Origin of the sequence: Sphingobacterium sp. UBA7253, assembly GCF_002472745.1 — a bacterium.
Lineage (GTDB): Bacteria > Bacteroidota > Bacteroidia > Sphingobacteriales > Sphingobacteriaceae > Sphingobacterium > Sphingobacterium siyangense.
On the sequence record NZ_DKSP01000232.1, the window covers coordinates 19,322 to 36,608 of the forward strand.

Below are 17,287 nucleotides of genomic sequence, written 5' to 3' on the forward strand. Positions count from 1 at the left end.
ATAAGTAGGTTAATTATTCGATAACTAATTTACGGATGCGCGCATTGCTCCAATCTGCGATATAGATATCACCCTGATCATTCACCGCAACTCCCCAAGGTTGGTTGAACTGCGATTCTACAGGCCCACCGTCTTTATAACCAGCTTTAGTCGGTTGTCCGGCAACAGTAGAAACAATTCCATCAGCCGATAACATGCGGATACAATGGTTACCGTAATCAGCAATAAACATATTTCCGGTCTTATCAAATTTGATATCTTTTGGATAATTGAATACAGCATCTTTGACGGGGCCGTCACGAAATCCCGACCCACCCGGTGCATTGATACGTTTGAAGCCTTCGTTGATATGGTCAGGACGTAGGTCTAATACAGAAATGCCCTGTGCAAACGTGTTCGGGCTAGCGTTTGAGTGCAACGTAATATACAATTCCCAAGGTTTTGCAGGATTAATAGCCTGTCCATATTGTGAACCATAAGGCCCTTTGTGCACGATCGTCGCAGCATATGTCACCGGATCTATTTTAGCGATATGACCATCACGAAAGCGTGTATATAAATGTCCATCGTAGGGGCAAAAAGTCACAAAGTTGGCATAACGGTCGGCCTGAACGATCTTCGCATAATCCGCAGCTGAGAACTGTGCATTCCGCTGGCGAATTGTCCAAGCTTCCCTTGGATCAAAGGAAAAAAACACTTCGGCAACCGACTCATGTGAAACCGTCATAATACCAGTCACCCGATCTACCGTCACTCCATTGGCATAAGGGTTCGGTGAGGATGCCGTTGAATATAAAGGGGTAACAATATTTTCCTTTTCGTTGATACGCGCTATCCCAAATGATCCACCATCACGCCAGGTCATAAACAGGTTGCCTTGCGCGTCCATATCTAGGTATTTACCGTAGACATGTGCTTGATCAAGGGTACCCGCCAAAAAGTTTTTATCCCCCGTACCGGTGACAGTACTAACTTGTGCCTGGATATGATAGGTAAATGATTTATCATAAACCAATGAATCTTTACCGATGACAACCGAAATTTTGGGATCATCGCCAGGGAGGCGTGGTACAATGGCATAAATGCGTTCTCCACTCGAGGATACTACGGCAGCCCGTGCATTATTAAAATACACTTTGATCTTATTTGGATCGGATCCAAAATTTTGACCATCTAATAAGATTTTATCCTTAGCCCCGCCTTCTGCAGGATAGAAAGAAGAGAGCACGACTGGTTTATTTGGATCATGCTCGCTCTGTTTTGTCGCAACATCTTCCTTACAGGAAGAAGAAAACAGCAACATTAACAAAGAAAATGTTAATTGACTACATTTCATAATAACTTCGGTTAAGTAAATCTACAATTGGTTCTAAAAGTTAGATCGAATATAATTTAGAAAAACAAACAAAACAAATATTTAAAAAACAAAAATTGAAACATAATAAAGTTATTTTAATAAAATATGAAAGCATTAGAAACATATAACATAAGCTATCACAGGTAATAAGATCTTCGATTAGAACGTTGCAAAACTAAAAACAAGCCCACACAAACCATCATTCAGCTAGTTATTAAATCATTAAGATTGTTTTAATTTAATGCTAAGAGTGTATTTTGGGCAGAAAGAAAATTAATAAACGAAATAAAACAAAAATATTACAAAAAAGAATAAAATGAAACCTTCGTCATTGTAACATCTTGTTAGCAATAATTTTGCACAGGAAAACAGATTTAAAAAACAAACAAAGAAAATAGTGCTGTAATTGGGACACAACCAACTAGTTATTTTCCTTTAGTAATTACCTACCTTAATACTGTATTTCACCTACAGTTTTCCTACTGTTGGCCTACATTTGGTTTACTGGGATAGGAGAATAGTAGGCCAACAGTAGGTCAGTGGTACGTCAGCGCGCAAACAAGATTAGAAAAAATAGCAACGAACAAAGGAAGTTAGTACGATTAGCATTATCTAAAATTTTTCATCCTATTTTCGGAACTCATTCGGAACTACCTCGCCCCTTATTCGCCGATCACCTTACTTTTCTCCACTCATCCCCTAGTCTTTCCCTACTGATTATGTAGGCAGTAAGTGGAGAATGAGTAGAGAATCTATATAGGCATTCCGAAGATGGTATGGACAAGAGGCGAAGAAAGACTGCACGAATAGCGAGGCAAACACCAAAAAATTGTACTTAAAAGCCCATTTTTTTGGTATCCCACTTCCCTAATTTTGATTTGATAACACTCCAAAAATCAGGAAAATGAAAAAGCATATAGCGTCATACAGCCAATGTCCAGTTCGAGCATACTCGATTATTGTCCGAATTTCTCCAAAAGTGTCCGAATTTCTCACACGACGCAAGCATTTTCCTTAAAACCCAGTATTATGCGTTTTGAATACTGCTATAAAAAAGGCACAAATGGTCAACTCATTTTACCGTTTCAGTCAAATTTTGATCTTGTAGAATCGATATATTTGGGATTATTTAACAGTAACAGGAAGTAATGTCGATCAATTGAGAAGTAATGCAGTGGATTTAGGAATTAATTCTACAATATAAAACAATAACAAATTTTACGTTTGGAATCATTTGATGAACAAGTGTGATATAGAACAATATATCGTTACAAATAAATTGTTAAAAATAATAAAATGCTTAAAGTAAATAATTAAACACGCATATTAAATAATTAGCCATATTCCGGATGCTTAGTTTTCTTACTATTATACTTAGACAAAATCTGTACAACAAACCAAAATAAGTATGAAGAAGACCTTCAAATTTACATTACCAAAAGTAGCATATTTCGAGGACGAAAAACACCCATTTCTTCCCCCATTGCCCGATGCAAAACGTAATCTATATGAGGATACTTCGATACAGCTTGTAGAGGAATTTATAGATTACCGCCAAGTGATATTATATCGGTTACAGGCGCATGTGACCATTGATTGTATTGTTCAATTGAAAACAAACAAGCCGGACTTTCATCTCATTTACACCATGAAAGCGACAGACGATATCGTCATTCAGAAACATGCCACCAAAAACGAGATCATATTTCCCCATGCACACAGCACATTTACCTACATCCCGCGCAGCAAATTTGGCATACATTTAAAATCAGGGAACTACCTGGTCTACGGGCTGTTGATTGATATCGGTCTCGTAAGGGATATCATTTACCATCACGGGCATTTTCTATCCGAATTAAAAAATGCAAGGAAAAAGGATAAAACCAGTCTCTACCAGACAGCCTTATGGCCGATCAAAGAGCTTACAAGTTATCAGCTGAACCGTATTGAAACGATCTTCTTTAATTACAGCAAACAAAATGAGGCAAGGGTAATCGAGCAGATTTACCTATTATTCGATATCGCAGAAACAAAACAGTTTGGGTTTTATGAGAAACTGAGCGAAGGTGAAGTCCTTGCTAAAAAAGCAAGAAAAATAATATATGATATCGTAAATCAAGGATTTCAGGAGGTGAATATTAGCCAAATTGCCTTTTCGTTAGGCGTTTCTGACGCTTATCTTGCACGCTGTCATAAACGCTATTACAAACAGCCCCTTTTAAAATATCGGGATGAAATACTCCTTCCACTGGCAAAAGACAGGCTGCTTTCAGCTTATACCAATAGGGAAGTAGCCAATTTTTGCGGATTTAAATACCAAAGTGGTTTCTCCGACTACTTTGAGAAACGGGTAGGCCTGTATCCTTCCGAATATATAAAATTCCACCATAATCCGGACAATGACAAAAATCAGTAAATCACAAGATCAAAAATGCGTAAATGAATGTGCTGAGACAGGCTTACCTTTGAAATACGCTTAAAGAACTAAAAGCAAAAGAGATGGCGGGCGTACTAGTGCCATGCGATCCCCGTCTTTCCCGACGGGGTTTCCAGCGATCTTCGGTACGTCTGCGAAGGGTTGGAAGGGAGAGCTGGAACAAAATAAATAGGGACGCGGGTACAGCGATAAAGTGCAAAGCAAAACAGAGGGCAGGCCGCGCCAAGGCTGTGCCGCTGCGCAACAGGTTATGGATAGGTAAAATAAACGGAGATGAAAAGTCTACAAACAGCGAAAGAAACAATCAAACGACTTGGCCTACATTTAGGGCCAGTGTTCCAATCCTTATTGATGAGGCTGTTTGGGCGGTTTGTCCTTCCGTTTAGGTATCGTGTCGTTCCTTTGTTCAAGGAGCTTTGCTATGCCCCTATCTGTCTATCCTTGGCCCTAAAGAGAGTTGCGGACAAAATGTGGTATCCACGTAAGTTTGCTCTGTTCCCGAGTATGCCGGTCTCCCAGTTTCAAGGAAGGTGGTTGACCTCAACATAGGATCCCTCGATCGCATGGCTGTGAGGCAAACCCGAAATGCAAAAAATAACTAATAAAATTATATAAACTTAAAAAGATGCATATGAGCACTTTAAAAATTAACTGGTTACGTACCGGTATTGTATTATCTTTCTTTTTATTGATAGGAGCTTTTTGGGTAGCAAAAGCAACGGAGAAGAAGGAAGTTAAAGCAACCTCTCAAAAAGAAATGGTTGTATTTCATTACGCAAGTGACGATACCAGCGAGGGAGCATTTGCTAATCCTGACAACTGGGAGCCAGGAACCTCTCCATCCACATGCGGAACAGGTACGACAAAGCCTTGTGAAAAAACAGCAATAGACCAAAGTGATCTTGAGTCTATGCTTTCTGGAAAATCCAATCAAAATATATTGGATGATTCAAGTTTTAGCAAGAGAGATTAGCAGGAATGTTATTTTTAGCTGGAATAGTATTGGGGTGGTTATACCCCAATACTATTCCTACTATTAGAGGGCCTATCTAGGATTCTGTTCCATCCCTGTTAGATCCAACACATCCTCAGGCAATGCAATTGCATATCGCTTATCATTGTGAGCCAGTAAAAACTGCTGATTGTTGATTTTACGAGAAAGAATTATTCTGGCACCATCTCTATTCAACCGCTTGACATCCGACCATCGAAGCCCACGAAATAGTAACTCTTTTCGCCTTTCATTCAGGATTGTACGAAGAGCTATATCCACATCAGTGAATACAAAGGGCTTAAAAGTATTTTTATCCCAACGCTTTATCATCAGTAGATTTAGCGTTTCAGCCGCTTTACCAAGATTTCCCAGACGAGCCTCACATTCAGCTACTATTAGTAACAGTTCACTGGATGTGATGCCTGTAACGAGTCCCTGATGGCCCATATGTGTACCTTTAAAAAATATAGCGCCCTTATTATCTAGCCTAAAATAGATACTTTTTCGAAGATCACCCGCCGCATACATTAAATAAAGATCTTTATTTATCTGGGCTATATTTAGGTTAACAATATTGGAAGCATACATTCTTGTAAAAAAGACCACTTCCCGGCTGGTCTGATTTGTTGCAGGTATGGGGAAACTCGCTGAGGCCGATAGATCATTAAAATCAATCAAATCACTATGGAGCTTTAGCGCCTGTTGCCCATTAGCTAGAGCTTTCTCATAGTCACCCATAATTAAATAAGCACGGGCCAATAACCCGTACGTGGCGGCCTTTGTAGGAAGGGCGGGAGAAGATTCGGACGTCGGCAATAAAGGTAATGCTTCTTGCAAATCAGATAAAATTAAATCATAGGTCTGTTGTACTGTAGCTCTTTTAGAAGGCAAATTCATATCAGGATCAAGACGTAATGCCATACCCAATTCCTTATCGGCGGTTTTAGCATCATAGGCAGGTGCCCATACCTGTACTCCATCCAAATAACGGGCTGCCCTGAAAACTAGGGCCTGCCCCCGTACTTCATCCGCATCTTTACCAGCCAGTCCGTTATCATCCAGCCCCTTAAGTATAGAATTGGAAACATAGATACCTTTATAGCAATAATACCATTCATGCCCTCCGCCAGATACAGCACGCGTCACATAGTCGGGTTGCCAACTGTACAGACGTTTATCACTATCGTAATACAGTCCATTATAGTCCGCATCTGTCAACACAATATCGTTACTGCTCGTCTCCCCCATAGAGAGATAATTTGAGTTTACTGTAGCCCAATCATTCAATAATGCCCTATAATCTGCTACCGTTATAGGGATCCCTAAACTCTTATCTGATTTTTCTTCCAAAAATTTGTTACAGCCCCCAAGGCAAAAGAGAAACAGGGGGAGCAATAAGACTTTATTCCATATTCTTTTCATAAACTTTTTCTTTAAATGCTTGTTTTTACTCCCACTGAATAGCTCTGCGGTGCAATCGTCCGACCGCTTCCTAAGTTAAAATCCGGATCAATACCAGCTTTATTAGCCTTCCATAGCGTACCAATATTTTGTAGATTGAGGTAAATATGTAATCTTTTAAAGCCTTTAAAATAAGGGAAGTCATATCCCACATTGATATATTGTAATCGAATATGATCACCTTTTTCGACTAGAACACTGGCTCCTTCATAAAACCTGTCCCTGTTACTATTTGTGGTATATGGATTAACAGGAACATTCGTTATGAGCTCATCTCCAGGCTTCCGCCATCGATCCGCATAATCACGATGACCTTTTCCACTATTAAACAGATTGGTGTAATTGATAGAGGAACGCCGATACCAATAGCCCAATTTATAAGTAAGGCCAAGCTGAAGACTGAAGCGTTTATACGAAAATGAATTTTGCAAATTACCAAATAGGGTCGGTACAGCCGATCCGTGAAACTTCAGATCTTCCTCTTTCGTACCAGCGCCCGTAATCGCAGTATAATCCTTACTGACCTCACCGTTCAGATAGCCTTGTGCTTCACCCGTAAAGGGATCTAGACCAGCCCATCTATAGCTGTAAATCGCATAGACCGGCTTCCCCTTAATTCCCGAAATTGGCGGGGTCGCTACATTTACGTATTGCTGTGCCAATGTGCGTGATATCAGGTAATCATCGACTGCATCTTTATACATGCTCACGTTGAGGGTACTATTCCATTTTAAATGCATATGGTCAATATTTTTTGTTGTTAACTCTAAATCCCATCCCTGGCCATGCATATTGGCTACATTTCGCTGCATTGAAGTATTTACGCCTGTGGTCAGGTCTATCGGCGCCTGACCGAATAAATTTTGCCCCCATTTATGATAAAATTCCAATGCACCTGCTATACGGCTATTCTTTGTTCTAAAATCAAGTGCGATATTGAGCATTTTACTCGTCTCCCATTTCAACAGAGGATTATAGAAATTCACAAATGCAGCGGAGGGACCACCTGTAAATACTGAAGGAGCAGCGAAGCCAATGGTGTTTACAGCTACCATCGCAGGATCTATGTTACCGCTGAAACCATAAGTTGTCCTCAGGTTGAGATAAGAGAGCAAGTTTGTATTGAAGAATTTCTCATTGGAGATTTTCCATGCGGCACCTGCTGACCAAAAAGGATTCCATTGGTCATTTGTCTTCAGTCCAAATAGATTAGATGCATCGCGACGTAGACTACCCGAAACCGTATATCTGTTATCAAAACTATAAGCTGCATTGGCAAACTGAGAAACAAACCTCGTAACCGTCCCAGTCAGTGTCTGACTATTCGGTACATAATCTTTCGCACCAGTAATAACAGTCGGATAAGAGGTTTTATAATCTATATTTCCAAATGTTAAATTATCAGGATTGTATCCATAGAACCTGTTGTTGTTCGATTCACGACGGGCATCTCTTATCTCGGTCCCTACAATGGCAGTAATTGTATGCTTACCAAATTTACGGTCAAAACTGAGCGTCCCACGTAGATTGTTCGCATGCATTAAGGACGCACTTTTATCAAGTATCCCACCAACGGGTATTATATATTCAACCTTATTGTTCTGAAGCTGTGTAAACCGGTTCAAATAATCACGTGCCATATAACTATATTGATCGGCAAAGCTTGTTCCCACGCTGTGCGCTTGTTCATATTGATAATTTCCTGCTATTTTCAGCCCCTTGATAATTTCATAGTTTAGCTCGATCGTCCCCAATAAATCTGTTGCCGGACTTCTGCGTATCTGATGCTCCGAATCCACCAATGGGTAATAACTCCAATCCAGCAGATTTCCATCACCAAAAGACTCAATAAAACTCTGCCTATAGTTCCGTGGCACCGCTAGCGCCTGCCCGTTTTGATCTGCAATACGTGTATAGGGAAAAAGATTGGAGATATCATTATATCCATTGCGTCCAGACTTTGTAGCTGTCTGCGTATAATACAGATTAGTGGCAACAGAAAATTGCTTACTAATTTCATAAGCTTGTTGAAAGCGCAAATTGATACGTTCGTAACGATCACCTAGTGTTCCAATATTTCGATCATACCCTATCGACGAAAGCCAAGAGAACTTTGCTGCCCCTCCAGATCCTATTAAAAAATATTGCTGTTTGTAAGCAGGTTTATATACATAATGATTCAATTGTTCACGTACATCAACATCTCTTAATTCATTAATCCTTGTCAGAGCTTCTTCTTTGGAAACCTTTCCGTTATCCGCCAGATCAAGTAGATCGATCACAGGACTTAACAAAGGTTTACTAGCCGAGCTTATTTTACTTTTATAAAATCCACGACTGTATAATTCCCGTTCTACATCTATAAAATCTGACGATGACATCTGAGGAATATAGTAGAGGTCAGGCTTTGCATCCACGGTGTTGTTGGCATTGAATTCAAAAGAAGTGGGCCTATCTAACTTTCCTTTTTTCGTTGTGATCACAATTACACCATTCGCTGCCCGTGCTCCCCAAATACTGGAAGCTGCAGCATCCTTTAGTATCGTAATATTCTCTACCGTATTGGGATTAATATTGTTAATATCACCATCATAGGGGAAATTGTCAACCACTATCAAAGGATCTTTAGGCCCATTGATGGTACTTAACCCACGGACCATGATCTGGGGACTAGACTGACTTCGGCCAGCATCCATGACAAGACTATTTGCTACAACAGGTAATCTTGAAAGAATATCCGTACCCACCTGCTGGTTAAACAGTTCCTTCCCAACGGTTGAAAAAGAACCCGTAGCCCGTTCTTTCGGTATGGACTGATATCCTGTCGAGACAATAACTTCGTCGAGTTGTGTCGTACGTGATTTTAACCTTACGACCAGTGCAGCGGTGGCCCCATCGAATGCCAACGTGTGCTGTAGATAACCGAGATGCTGAAATGACAGCGTACCTTGATTTGCTGCCGTATGAAGTTCAAATTTACCGCTTTTACCTGTCAGCACCCGGCTATTATTGTGGCTCTCGCTTACAAACACACCACTTATCGCCTCCCCTAGGCTATCCAGCACCGTTCCTTTTATCAGTATCTGTCCTTGCAGTTGCGTTCCTAGAACCAACATACTGCAAATGAAAATAATCGTTCTTACCATCTTATTTCTCTAAAAATGGCGCTACATAATCCCTGTCCAATAGATTACGGTAGGTTACCGTCTGTAGTATGCCATATTGGTTTATCCAATAATACATTGGGTAGCCGGCAGGTTGAAGCAATTGGTCCAAATGGCTACTTTCAATTATTGATGAAAATGATTCCAGTCCCAAGCTCCGAAACCATTCACTTTTTAGATAGCTATGGATACTGGCATAATTATTTTTTGTTTTAACGCCATTAACCATTATTACCGCCAGTTTGTCCCCATAAAGCTTTTTATAGTAATTGATTTCCTTTTGATGTAGAAAACACTTGGAACAACCGATCATCCAAAAGTCAAGGATCAAAAGCTTCCCTTTATATTCATGGAGAGTCTTACGCACGGTATCCCCATTGATATAAAAGAGATGTTCTTTAGTCCAGAACTCTTCTGGGACTCTATGACCGATTTTTAATGGTATGATATCAGAATGTCCTGCTATTGGCCCGTCGGCCCCGCTGTCCTTGCGAGGCGTCTGAGCCGATAAACTAAACATATGAAACATAAGAGCCAATAAGATAAAAGCTCTTATGTTCTTCAATACCTTAAAAGAAAAATATAAATATTGAAAAACTAAAGCTGTAAGCAGAAGCAACACCCTACTAACTCCTGACCAACTTCGCTCTTTCCGCGGGTTTTCATCGAGTCGGCATCGGAATTTCAGCGGGTCACAGCGATGAAAACCCGATGCCGACTCGAAGCGAATAGCATAAAAGGCAGAAGAAAGGCCGGTATTAACTGGGAAAAAGTCGGTAGCCAGTAGGCGTATCTTTTTCAGCACTCGGCCAGTACCCTTACAGTAGGGTCTGCTCGAGTATCTGGCCAGTGCTTGGCAGATGTAGGTATTTATATTTATCTTGACTAGCGTCAATAATTTTAAAGTATTCATAATTTGTTTGTTAATGGTTATTTCGATAACCGACTTAAAAAATCAGCGATTTTTTTGCTCAATTCCAGCTCTTTTTCTAAAAGCGCGTTTACTTCCGATGGCAGCTCAGCTTTCGTAATATCTAGTTTACGATGATTGACGATACAGGATGCGATCAACAGACGAGACACTGCAATTGCAAACTCCTGCATTTCCTCATCTTTCAAAAGCTGATGCCTTTCTACTCCATCATCAACATAAGCACTCAACTGCACTAGGATATTAGTAGATATCGTATTTAAGGCATACCGATCCCAAAATGTTTCGCTCTCCTTTATCGGGTCATAATCAACCTTGTGGACATCGTAAATCATCCAATCAAAAGCAAATTGTAGCGCCAAAATCCTTTTCATTTTTCAGTTTGTAAATCCGTAACCCGAAGGACATAAGATCCCCTCTCCGATCGAAATCAGCTTTTTTGAGGCCTGATCATACTCAGGTCAGTTTGACAATAATTTAATTAATTCGGTAAGCCAGATAGCGTTTGAATGAGGGGTCACAAGGTATAATATTGGCAACACGCGGTCCATGGCTAAAAGAGGCCAAATAGTATTTGGCGGGGCCAGCCGAGCTATTCGGGGGCCGTAATGATGTTTTTTTGTAATTGCTTCCGAAAAACAAAAGCACCAATAACATCACATTTTTGTAGTGTTAATTGGTGCTTTATTTTTTTGATTTTATTTCTCATAATTCGTCAAATTAAAACGAACTCAAAGAAATAGCCAAAAATGGATGACTACTTGCTTGTCGTAGCAGCAGAGGCTCTGGCGGAACCTTTACTCATTACCCTAGGATATAACTTTCAGTACCTTTGTTAAAAATAACAATGGATGATGCAAAGATCAAGCAAGCGCCATCCTACCCTAGGAATATTCTCCAAAGATAGGATAAATCGACGCATTACTCACTCTTCGTATCATAAAAATCGCCAGATCCTGCTACGAGAGTTCGTTTTTCAATTTAGTTTACTTCCTACTTTTTATCTCTCACATTAAACTCAGATAATTATATTTAACCACGACAAATATATAAAACTATCTAAATAACTCCAAATAAAACGTATTGTTTTATGGAGTGGTATTTTACTTACAGCTTCCGTTCTTTTATAGAATGGAGCATAAAAACAATAATAATATACTAGTTCTTGATGTTGAACAAAAAAGAATTGGTCTACGTTTCAAGCAAATAAGAAAAGCCATGGGCTATTCTAGCCATGAAAACTTCGCTTATGATTACAATCTTGACAGAGCTCAATACGGAAAAATAGAAGCGGGCTCCGCCAACGTAACACTAAAGGTCTTCATTAAACATCTAAATGCCATTGGTTATTCCTTTCCAGAATTTTTTAATGAAGATTATGACTCGATAAAATTAGATTCTTAAATCTAAGGTGCAAGACATTGATCTTGATAGGTCCAGAAGTTTACGGATAAGGTAAATGCAGCAATTGGAAAATTTAAAGAAGCTCAAACTGGTCGATAAGGAAAATCGTGTTACCAACGCGACCCTTTTATCATTCGGGAAAGTCAATATCGGCTATAATGTTTACATAGGCTGACTGAAAACACCATCTTTTACCATCGATGACCGCATGTTCAATAATGCTCTTTTTGATGTTATTGAAGATGTAATGCATTTTTGAAAAACTAAATGAAATCAACATGATACAATCCAAGATTATTCAGACCATTTTTTATATCAAAAGAAAAAGCCATCCCGAAAAGAATGGCTCTGCAATATTTTGTAAACTAAAAAATCTATTTCAGTTTTTCGATCTCTTCTATTGTCAGCTTTGTATACTTTGCAATCTGTTCAATCGGAAGGCCGTCTTTTTTCATTCCTAAAGCTATTGACTCAATCCTGGCACGCTCTTCCAACTTACCTTTTTCCATCCCCTCCTTTTCAGCATACGCAATCGTGGCATTATAGACACGTTTTTGTTCCAAGCTTGATATGTATGACATCTTCTCTTCTGGCGTTAAATTTGCCAGTTCTCCTATAGCAAGGATACGGGAGAATATTCTTTTATCAAAACACTTAGGCAATCCTTCCATCTCATCCAGATGCTTCATCAGGTACATTCATTGGTAGATAACCGTATCCAGCGCGGTCAGGGATTTGTTAAAATTGGGCAATACGAGCAGCTTGTAACTTAACTTGGAATAAAGGATCTCTTGGTCCAGCTCATTAATGATCTTTACACTGTAATAATACTTCGCCCTGTTTGATGGATCGCCGAACTTATTGACAAAAAGTGATTATATCAGAAAAAAAATATTTCACACCACTTAAACATAATTCACTTTAATACAGTAGCGTCCAAAACGATAAAAAAATCGTATAAAAAAAGTGACGTATTGTGTTTTCAAAAAATATTATATTGAAAACACAACTACGCCACCTCAGCAATGGTAAATATAAACGTTTTTAGTCAGCTTCTATCCTTGATAGACCGGGATATTTTTAAAAAACTCGTATCTAAATACAATAGTGACAAGCATCAGAAAGGCCTTAACAGTTGGACACATCTGGTGAGCATGCTTTTTTGCCATCTCTCCTGCAGCGATTCGGTCCGGGATATCAGTAACGGTCTTCGCAGTACCACGGGCAACGTGAACCATATGGGTATTTGCCGAGCTCCCAGCAAATCGAGCATCTCCTATATGAATGAACACCGCGACCATAAGCTTTTCAAAGACCTTTATTTCGCCCTTTTGGACAATCTTTGGAATAAGGAGCCCAACCAACGCAGTGAGCTCAGGGCATTGAAGGGTAAGGTCTATCTGATGGATGCCAGCGTGATCCCATTATGCCTGTCGATATTTGACTGGGCTAAATTCCGGAGCAATAAGGGTGCTGCGAAACTGCATACCGTACTTGACTATGATGGGTGCCTACCGGTTTTCATGGAGATTACCGATGGTAAGGTACATGAGAGTAAAAAAGCTAACAGCTTTTCTTTCCCCAAGGGCAGCGTTGTTGTCATGGACCGGGGTTATGTCGATTTTAAATGGATGAATATTTTGGACAGCAGTGGGAGTTTCTTCGTCACACGGAGCAAAGTAAACATGAAATACAGCGTGTTAAAGAGCTATCAGAGTGATTCGATGCTTCAAAGTGGTATCCTTAAGGATCAGGTGATTACATTGAGCGGGGAGAGCGCAAAACGATATGGGGGAAAGAAACTCAGGCTTGTGCACGTTTTAGACAGCACAACGGGCGATGAATATGAATTTCTGACCAACAATCTCCAGTGGAAACCCTCAATGGTAGCAATGATCTATAAACAACGTTGGCAGATAGAGATTTTTTTCCAAACACCTCAAACAGCGTCTTAAGGTCACCAGTTTTGTGGGAACATCGCAAAATGCCGTTCAGATACAGATATGGACTGTCCTGATCGGAATACTGTTACTCAAATATATACAGAAAAAGGTCATCTACAAGTGGAATCTGTCCAATCTTGTGAGCTTTATACGCATGAACATATTTGTGAAGATTGATTTTTGGCAATGGGCGAACGACCCATTTATCAAGAAAAAAACGCCTGATAAAAACGGACAGTTTAGCGTCTTTTGAAATAAGGGGGGGATAGCTAATGGAGGAATCTAAAATAACACGCTTCTTGATAAGAAAAATCGCCTTTTTTCGTAAATTAAATTTTATTTTGGACGGTAGTGTATATATTTAACAACACCACGACTCCACGGTCTTAAAAACATACAATTAAAATTTCCTAGTATATAATCCAAAAAACATTTTTCTCAAATCCTTGGAAAAAGGATCTATAATTGTTAAATTTATATTACACTAATGTTATTAAATTGTTAATAAATGAATATCAAAGGATGCCATATTGCCTTTTTGACCATTTTATGTTGGTTTACATGCAGTCTACAAATTGCTAAGGCGCAGCATCATGATTTCGATTTTTACGATGGAAAAGTTTCAATTAATGTAAGCCCATCTTTCAATATTCCATTCAATGATAGTTTAACGGGAGCACGCGTACAGGAGTTCTACCAAACTGCCGATCAGGCAGAATACCATGATCTGGTAAATAGTTTACTCGAATACAAAGATAAACAACACCTCAACGACTGGGTATATTATCAGCTTGTGCGTCGCACAGCACAACAAATTGCACCAAAAACGGAGAACTATGCACGTTACACGCTATACAAATGGTTTCTGATGTGCAAATCTGGATATGATGCGCGTTTGGCAGTAGGAAATAATCAGATTGTCTTTTTTATTCAGAACAATGAGGATATTTCTGATATTCCTTTTTTTGAAGTTGATGGTAAGAAATATACATGTTTAAATTTCCATGATTATGGAAAACTATTTCAACGGGCAGACACCTATATCCCTGTAAATATTAAAGTGCCGGAAGCCACCAACGATTTCAGCTATAAAATCACAAAGCTACCGGATTTTGTACCTGCAAACTACGTTGAAAAACAAATTGCATTCAATTATGGTCATAAAGCTTATCATTTTAATGTAAAGCTGAATCATGATATCAGCGACCTTTTCAAAAATTATCCGGGAGTGGATTTCGAGACCTATTTCAATATTCCATTGAGTAAGGAAACTTATCAATCATTGGTTCCTGCCCTCAAAGAAAATCTAAAAGGAAAGAAAGAAAAAGAAGGTCTAGATTATTTAATGCGGTTTACACGCTATGCATTTTTGTATGAGAATGACGAAGATAATTTCGGGACAGAAAAACGGCTATCTCCAGAGCAGACATTATTAAATAAATATAGCGACTGTGATGATCGTGTAGCACTATTTTTTTACCTAGTTAAAGAGATTTACAATCTGCCAATGATCACTCTCCTCTACCCTACGCATATCACGATGGCCGTCCAATTTGAACATCCTATTGGTGACGCAATTCTGTACAATGGTAAATACTATTCAGTATGTGAGCCTACTCCGCAAGCCCAAAGTTTAGCCATCGGTCAATTATCAGATGAACTCAAGAATCAATCGTATCAGATCGTTTATCACTATGAACCTAGGTAAAATTTCCCGCAAAAAATAGCCACTTAGCTATAGTTATTACATCTTAATAATAAAGTCTAATAGATCAGTATATCTACCATCTGTACGGTATGCTGCAATGGTTACCGTATTTTCTCTGCCTTCGGATTTAATTGTGATCACATAATCAAGTCCATCCGCACAACGTGCGCATTCATTAATTTTAGCATCCATTAATTTATAAGTATTGATATAGTTGGACAGCTGTTTTAATGTAGCCTCACTTGTTTTATAAACTTTATCTTTTTTTGCCCCTGATAGATCATCTTTAGGATATTTAATTTCAGTCTTATTTTGATCAATGCTGATGTTCACCCCATTACCCCAGCCAGAAATTCCTTTTATCTCTATTTTGAGGCCATCAGGTTCAGTGTCGGGTTTATCATCTGACTTTTTGCACCCAAAAAACAGGACAATACTTAATACAAATAAATAGAATATTTTTTTCATCATTTAAAGTTTATATTATTTGACTGTGTAACGAAATATTAGAACGTGATGCTACAAAAAAAATCCTGCCCTGTGCAGGATTTTTTTGTATAGTTTATCAAAATAAAGTTTTTACCCTTTTAATTAGTTGTAAGTAATTACGGGACATCCTCCTTTCCCAGGATCCTCCATTCCCCCTCGTAGCTCTGTATCAACAACCTTAAAAATAACTCTTTCTCTCGATGCATTATCTGGATATTTTGGATCAGTTATCGTGAATTTAATATAAATTCCTATTGCTGGCCTATATCTTTGATCTGTTTTACCTCCAACCGAATAATGCCCGCCAGCTATAACATCATGAGGGTAATAAAATTTTTTAATAAAAAAATCTGAAGGATGGGCTCTTTGCATATTTGGATAAAACTCACGCCACCCAGAATTAACGCTACTATTAGTTACTCCTTCATTGTAAAGTTCATACTTACTAAAAGACCGTATAAACTGAAATGAACCTATATGCCCATCACCAAAGTTCTTTCGATTCAATAAAGTTAGCTTTACACTATCTAATCTTACATGATTAACCAAATCACTAACCTCATCATTCTCAAACTGAGAAATTATACGGAAAATCGGTTGCTTTTTTATGCTAAATTGGCCTTGTCTTACTCTTTCATACGGCCATGCATTCGAGCACTGATAGTAGTTTTCATCGAACCTTAGATTTAAGGCAAAATTACGCAAATCTCCTTTCTCAGATTCAAAAAGCAATATTAACCCAATAGCATAATCGTATAATGGAACATAATAGGACGGCGAAAGTCCATCTTTACCTGTATAAAACTGGATATTATATAAATTATTTGTAAGGCTTGTTGTTCCAGTTGTTTTAACAATCCCATTGTATTGTAACGTTGTCTGTGTATTAGTAGCAGACTTTGATCCACCAACAAAAGACTTCACAAAACCAAATAATCCTTTAATTACGCTTACTCCAGCGGCAATAGTTGTAATAGGAACAGCTGCACGAAGATTAGCAGCTTTCATATTATTTTTTTCCGTAGACATTAAATCGGCCCTAGACTGAACATTTGGAATAGCCTCTTTTAATTTATTTATTGATTCTAAAAGAGCTCCTGCAGAAGATGTATATTCTACGCCACCATTAATAAATTTAGCAAAATCAAAACTAGACTTTCCTGCTCCTCCAATTACTGATTTGGCTGTCAAAGCAGAAAAATCTGAACCCAAATTTAATTCTGTCTCATTGACTCCAAATACATTCAATACTAAATTAGTATCATACCCCAAAGATTTAGCTAATACAAAATCAAAGTTCATCCACACATCACTTGCATTTTTCTTAGTAACGCTAATTAGGGACAAATCCTTATCTTCTTTATCGATAATAAATTGGTCAGGGGGAGCTGAAAAGCTG

The 17,287-nt window shown here is 38.7% G+C and carries 14 protein-coding genes; 6 read left to right on the top strand and 8 right to left on the bottom strand.

The window, feature by feature from the left end; translation table 11 throughout:
* Window positions 1-13: 13 nt before the first annotated feature.
* Window positions 14-1,336, bottom strand: a complete 1,323-nt coding sequence (locus B2X72_RS24595; protein WP_088160685.1) for an IPT/TIG domain-containing protein — start codon at window positions 1,334-1,336, stop codon at window positions 14-16.
* 1,429 nt (window positions 1,337-2,765) lie between these two features.
* On the opposite strand from B2X72_RS24595, the gene B2X72_RS24600 reads away from it, so the two are divergent.
* The 3 genes from B2X72_RS24600 (at window position 2,766) to B2X72_RS24610 (ending at window position 4,767) form a co-directional block, all read left to right on the top strand.
* Window positions 2,766-3,773: an AraC family transcriptional regulator gene (locus B2X72_RS24600; RefSeq protein WP_088160684.1), complete on the top strand. Its 1,008-nt coding sequence runs from the start codon at window positions 2,766-2,768 to the stop codon at window positions 3,771-3,773.
* 294 nt (window positions 3,774-4,067) lie between these two features.
* Window positions 4,068-4,343 (top strand): hypothetical protein, encoded by a 276-nt coding sequence (locus tag B2X72_RS24605; protein WP_286851899.1) that lies wholly within the window; start codon window positions 4,068-4,070, stop codon window positions 4,341-4,343.
* Between the two features lie 82 nt (window positions 4,344-4,425).
* Entirely contained in the window at window positions 4,426-4,767 is a 342-nt protein-coding gene (locus B2X72_RS24610) for a hypothetical protein (protein WP_088160682.1), read from the top strand.
* A 72-nt stretch (window positions 4,768-4,839) separates the two neighbouring features.
* Here the strand turns inward: B2X72_RS24610 and B2X72_RS24615 are convergent, their stop codons facing one another.
* From B2X72_RS24615 to B2X72_RS24630, 4 genes are read right to left on the bottom strand one after another with little or no spacing between them, the layout of a single operon-like run.
* A complete protein-coding gene (locus tag B2X72_RS24615; RefSeq protein WP_088160681.1) occupies window positions 4,840-6,210 on the bottom strand; it encodes a RagB/SusD family nutrient uptake outer membrane protein in 1,371 nt (456 codons plus the stop codon).
* An 11-nt stretch (window positions 6,211-6,221) separates the two neighbouring features.
* The gene (locus B2X72_RS24620; protein ID WP_088160680.1) at window positions 6,222-9,395 is read right to left on the bottom strand and encodes a SusC/RagA family TonB-linked outer membrane protein; all 3,174 of its coding nucleotides are present in this window, start codon (window positions 9,393-9,395) and stop codon (window positions 6,222-6,224) included.
* A 1-nt stretch (window position 9,396) separates the two neighbouring features.
* Window positions 9,397-10,326 carry a TlpA family protein disulfide reductase gene (locus B2X72_RS24625; protein ID WP_088160679.1) on the bottom strand — a complete coding sequence of 310 codons (930 nt, stop codon included), beginning with the start codon at window positions 10,324-10,326 and terminating at the stop codon, window positions 9,397-9,399.
* Window positions 10,327-10,343: 17 nt separating this feature from the next.
* Window positions 10,344-10,718 (bottom strand): hypothetical protein, encoded by a 375-nt coding sequence (locus tag B2X72_RS24630; protein ID WP_088160678.1) that lies wholly within the window; start codon window positions 10,716-10,718, stop codon window positions 10,344-10,346.
* 757 nt (window positions 10,719-11,475) lie between these two features.
* On the opposite strand from B2X72_RS24630, the gene B2X72_RS24635 reads away from it, so the two are divergent.
* Complete coding sequence (locus B2X72_RS24635; RefSeq protein ID WP_088160677.1) at window positions 11,476-11,748, top strand: helix-turn-helix domain-containing protein; 273 nt, start codon at window positions 11,476-11,478, stop codon at window positions 11,746-11,748.
* A 374-nt stretch (window positions 11,749-12,122) separates the two neighbouring features.
* Here B2X72_RS24635 and B2X72_RS24640 read toward each other — a convergent pair whose 3' ends face one another.
* Entirely contained in the window at window positions 12,123-12,437 is a 315-nt protein-coding gene (locus B2X72_RS24640; RefSeq protein WP_088160676.1) for a hypothetical protein, read from the bottom strand.
* Between the two features lie 336 nt (window positions 12,438-12,773).
* Here B2X72_RS24640 and B2X72_RS24645 point away from each other — a divergent pair, with 336 nt between their 5' ends.
* Window positions 12,774-13,703, top strand: coding sequence for an IS4 family transposase (locus B2X72_RS24645; RefSeq protein WP_198386054.1), 930 nt, complete (start codon window positions 12,774-12,776; stop codon window positions 13,701-13,703).
* 496 nt (window positions 13,704-14,199) lie between these two features.
* On the top strand, window positions 14,200-15,399 hold the full coding sequence (locus B2X72_RS24650) for a hypothetical protein (RefSeq protein ID WP_088160675.1): 1,200 nt from the start codon (window positions 14,200-14,202) through the stop codon (window positions 15,397-15,399).
* Between the two features lie 36 nt (window positions 15,400-15,435).
* Here B2X72_RS24650 and B2X72_RS24655 read toward each other — a convergent pair whose 3' ends face one another.
* Window positions 15,436-15,870, bottom strand: coding sequence for a hypothetical protein (locus B2X72_RS24655; RefSeq protein WP_157698399.1), 435 nt, complete (start codon window positions 15,868-15,870; stop codon window positions 15,436-15,438).
* Window positions 15,871-15,990: 120 nt separating this feature from the next.
* On the bottom strand, window positions 15,991-17,287 hold a 1,297-nt coding region (locus B2X72_RS24660; protein WP_286851904.1), incomplete at its 5' end, for a hypothetical protein.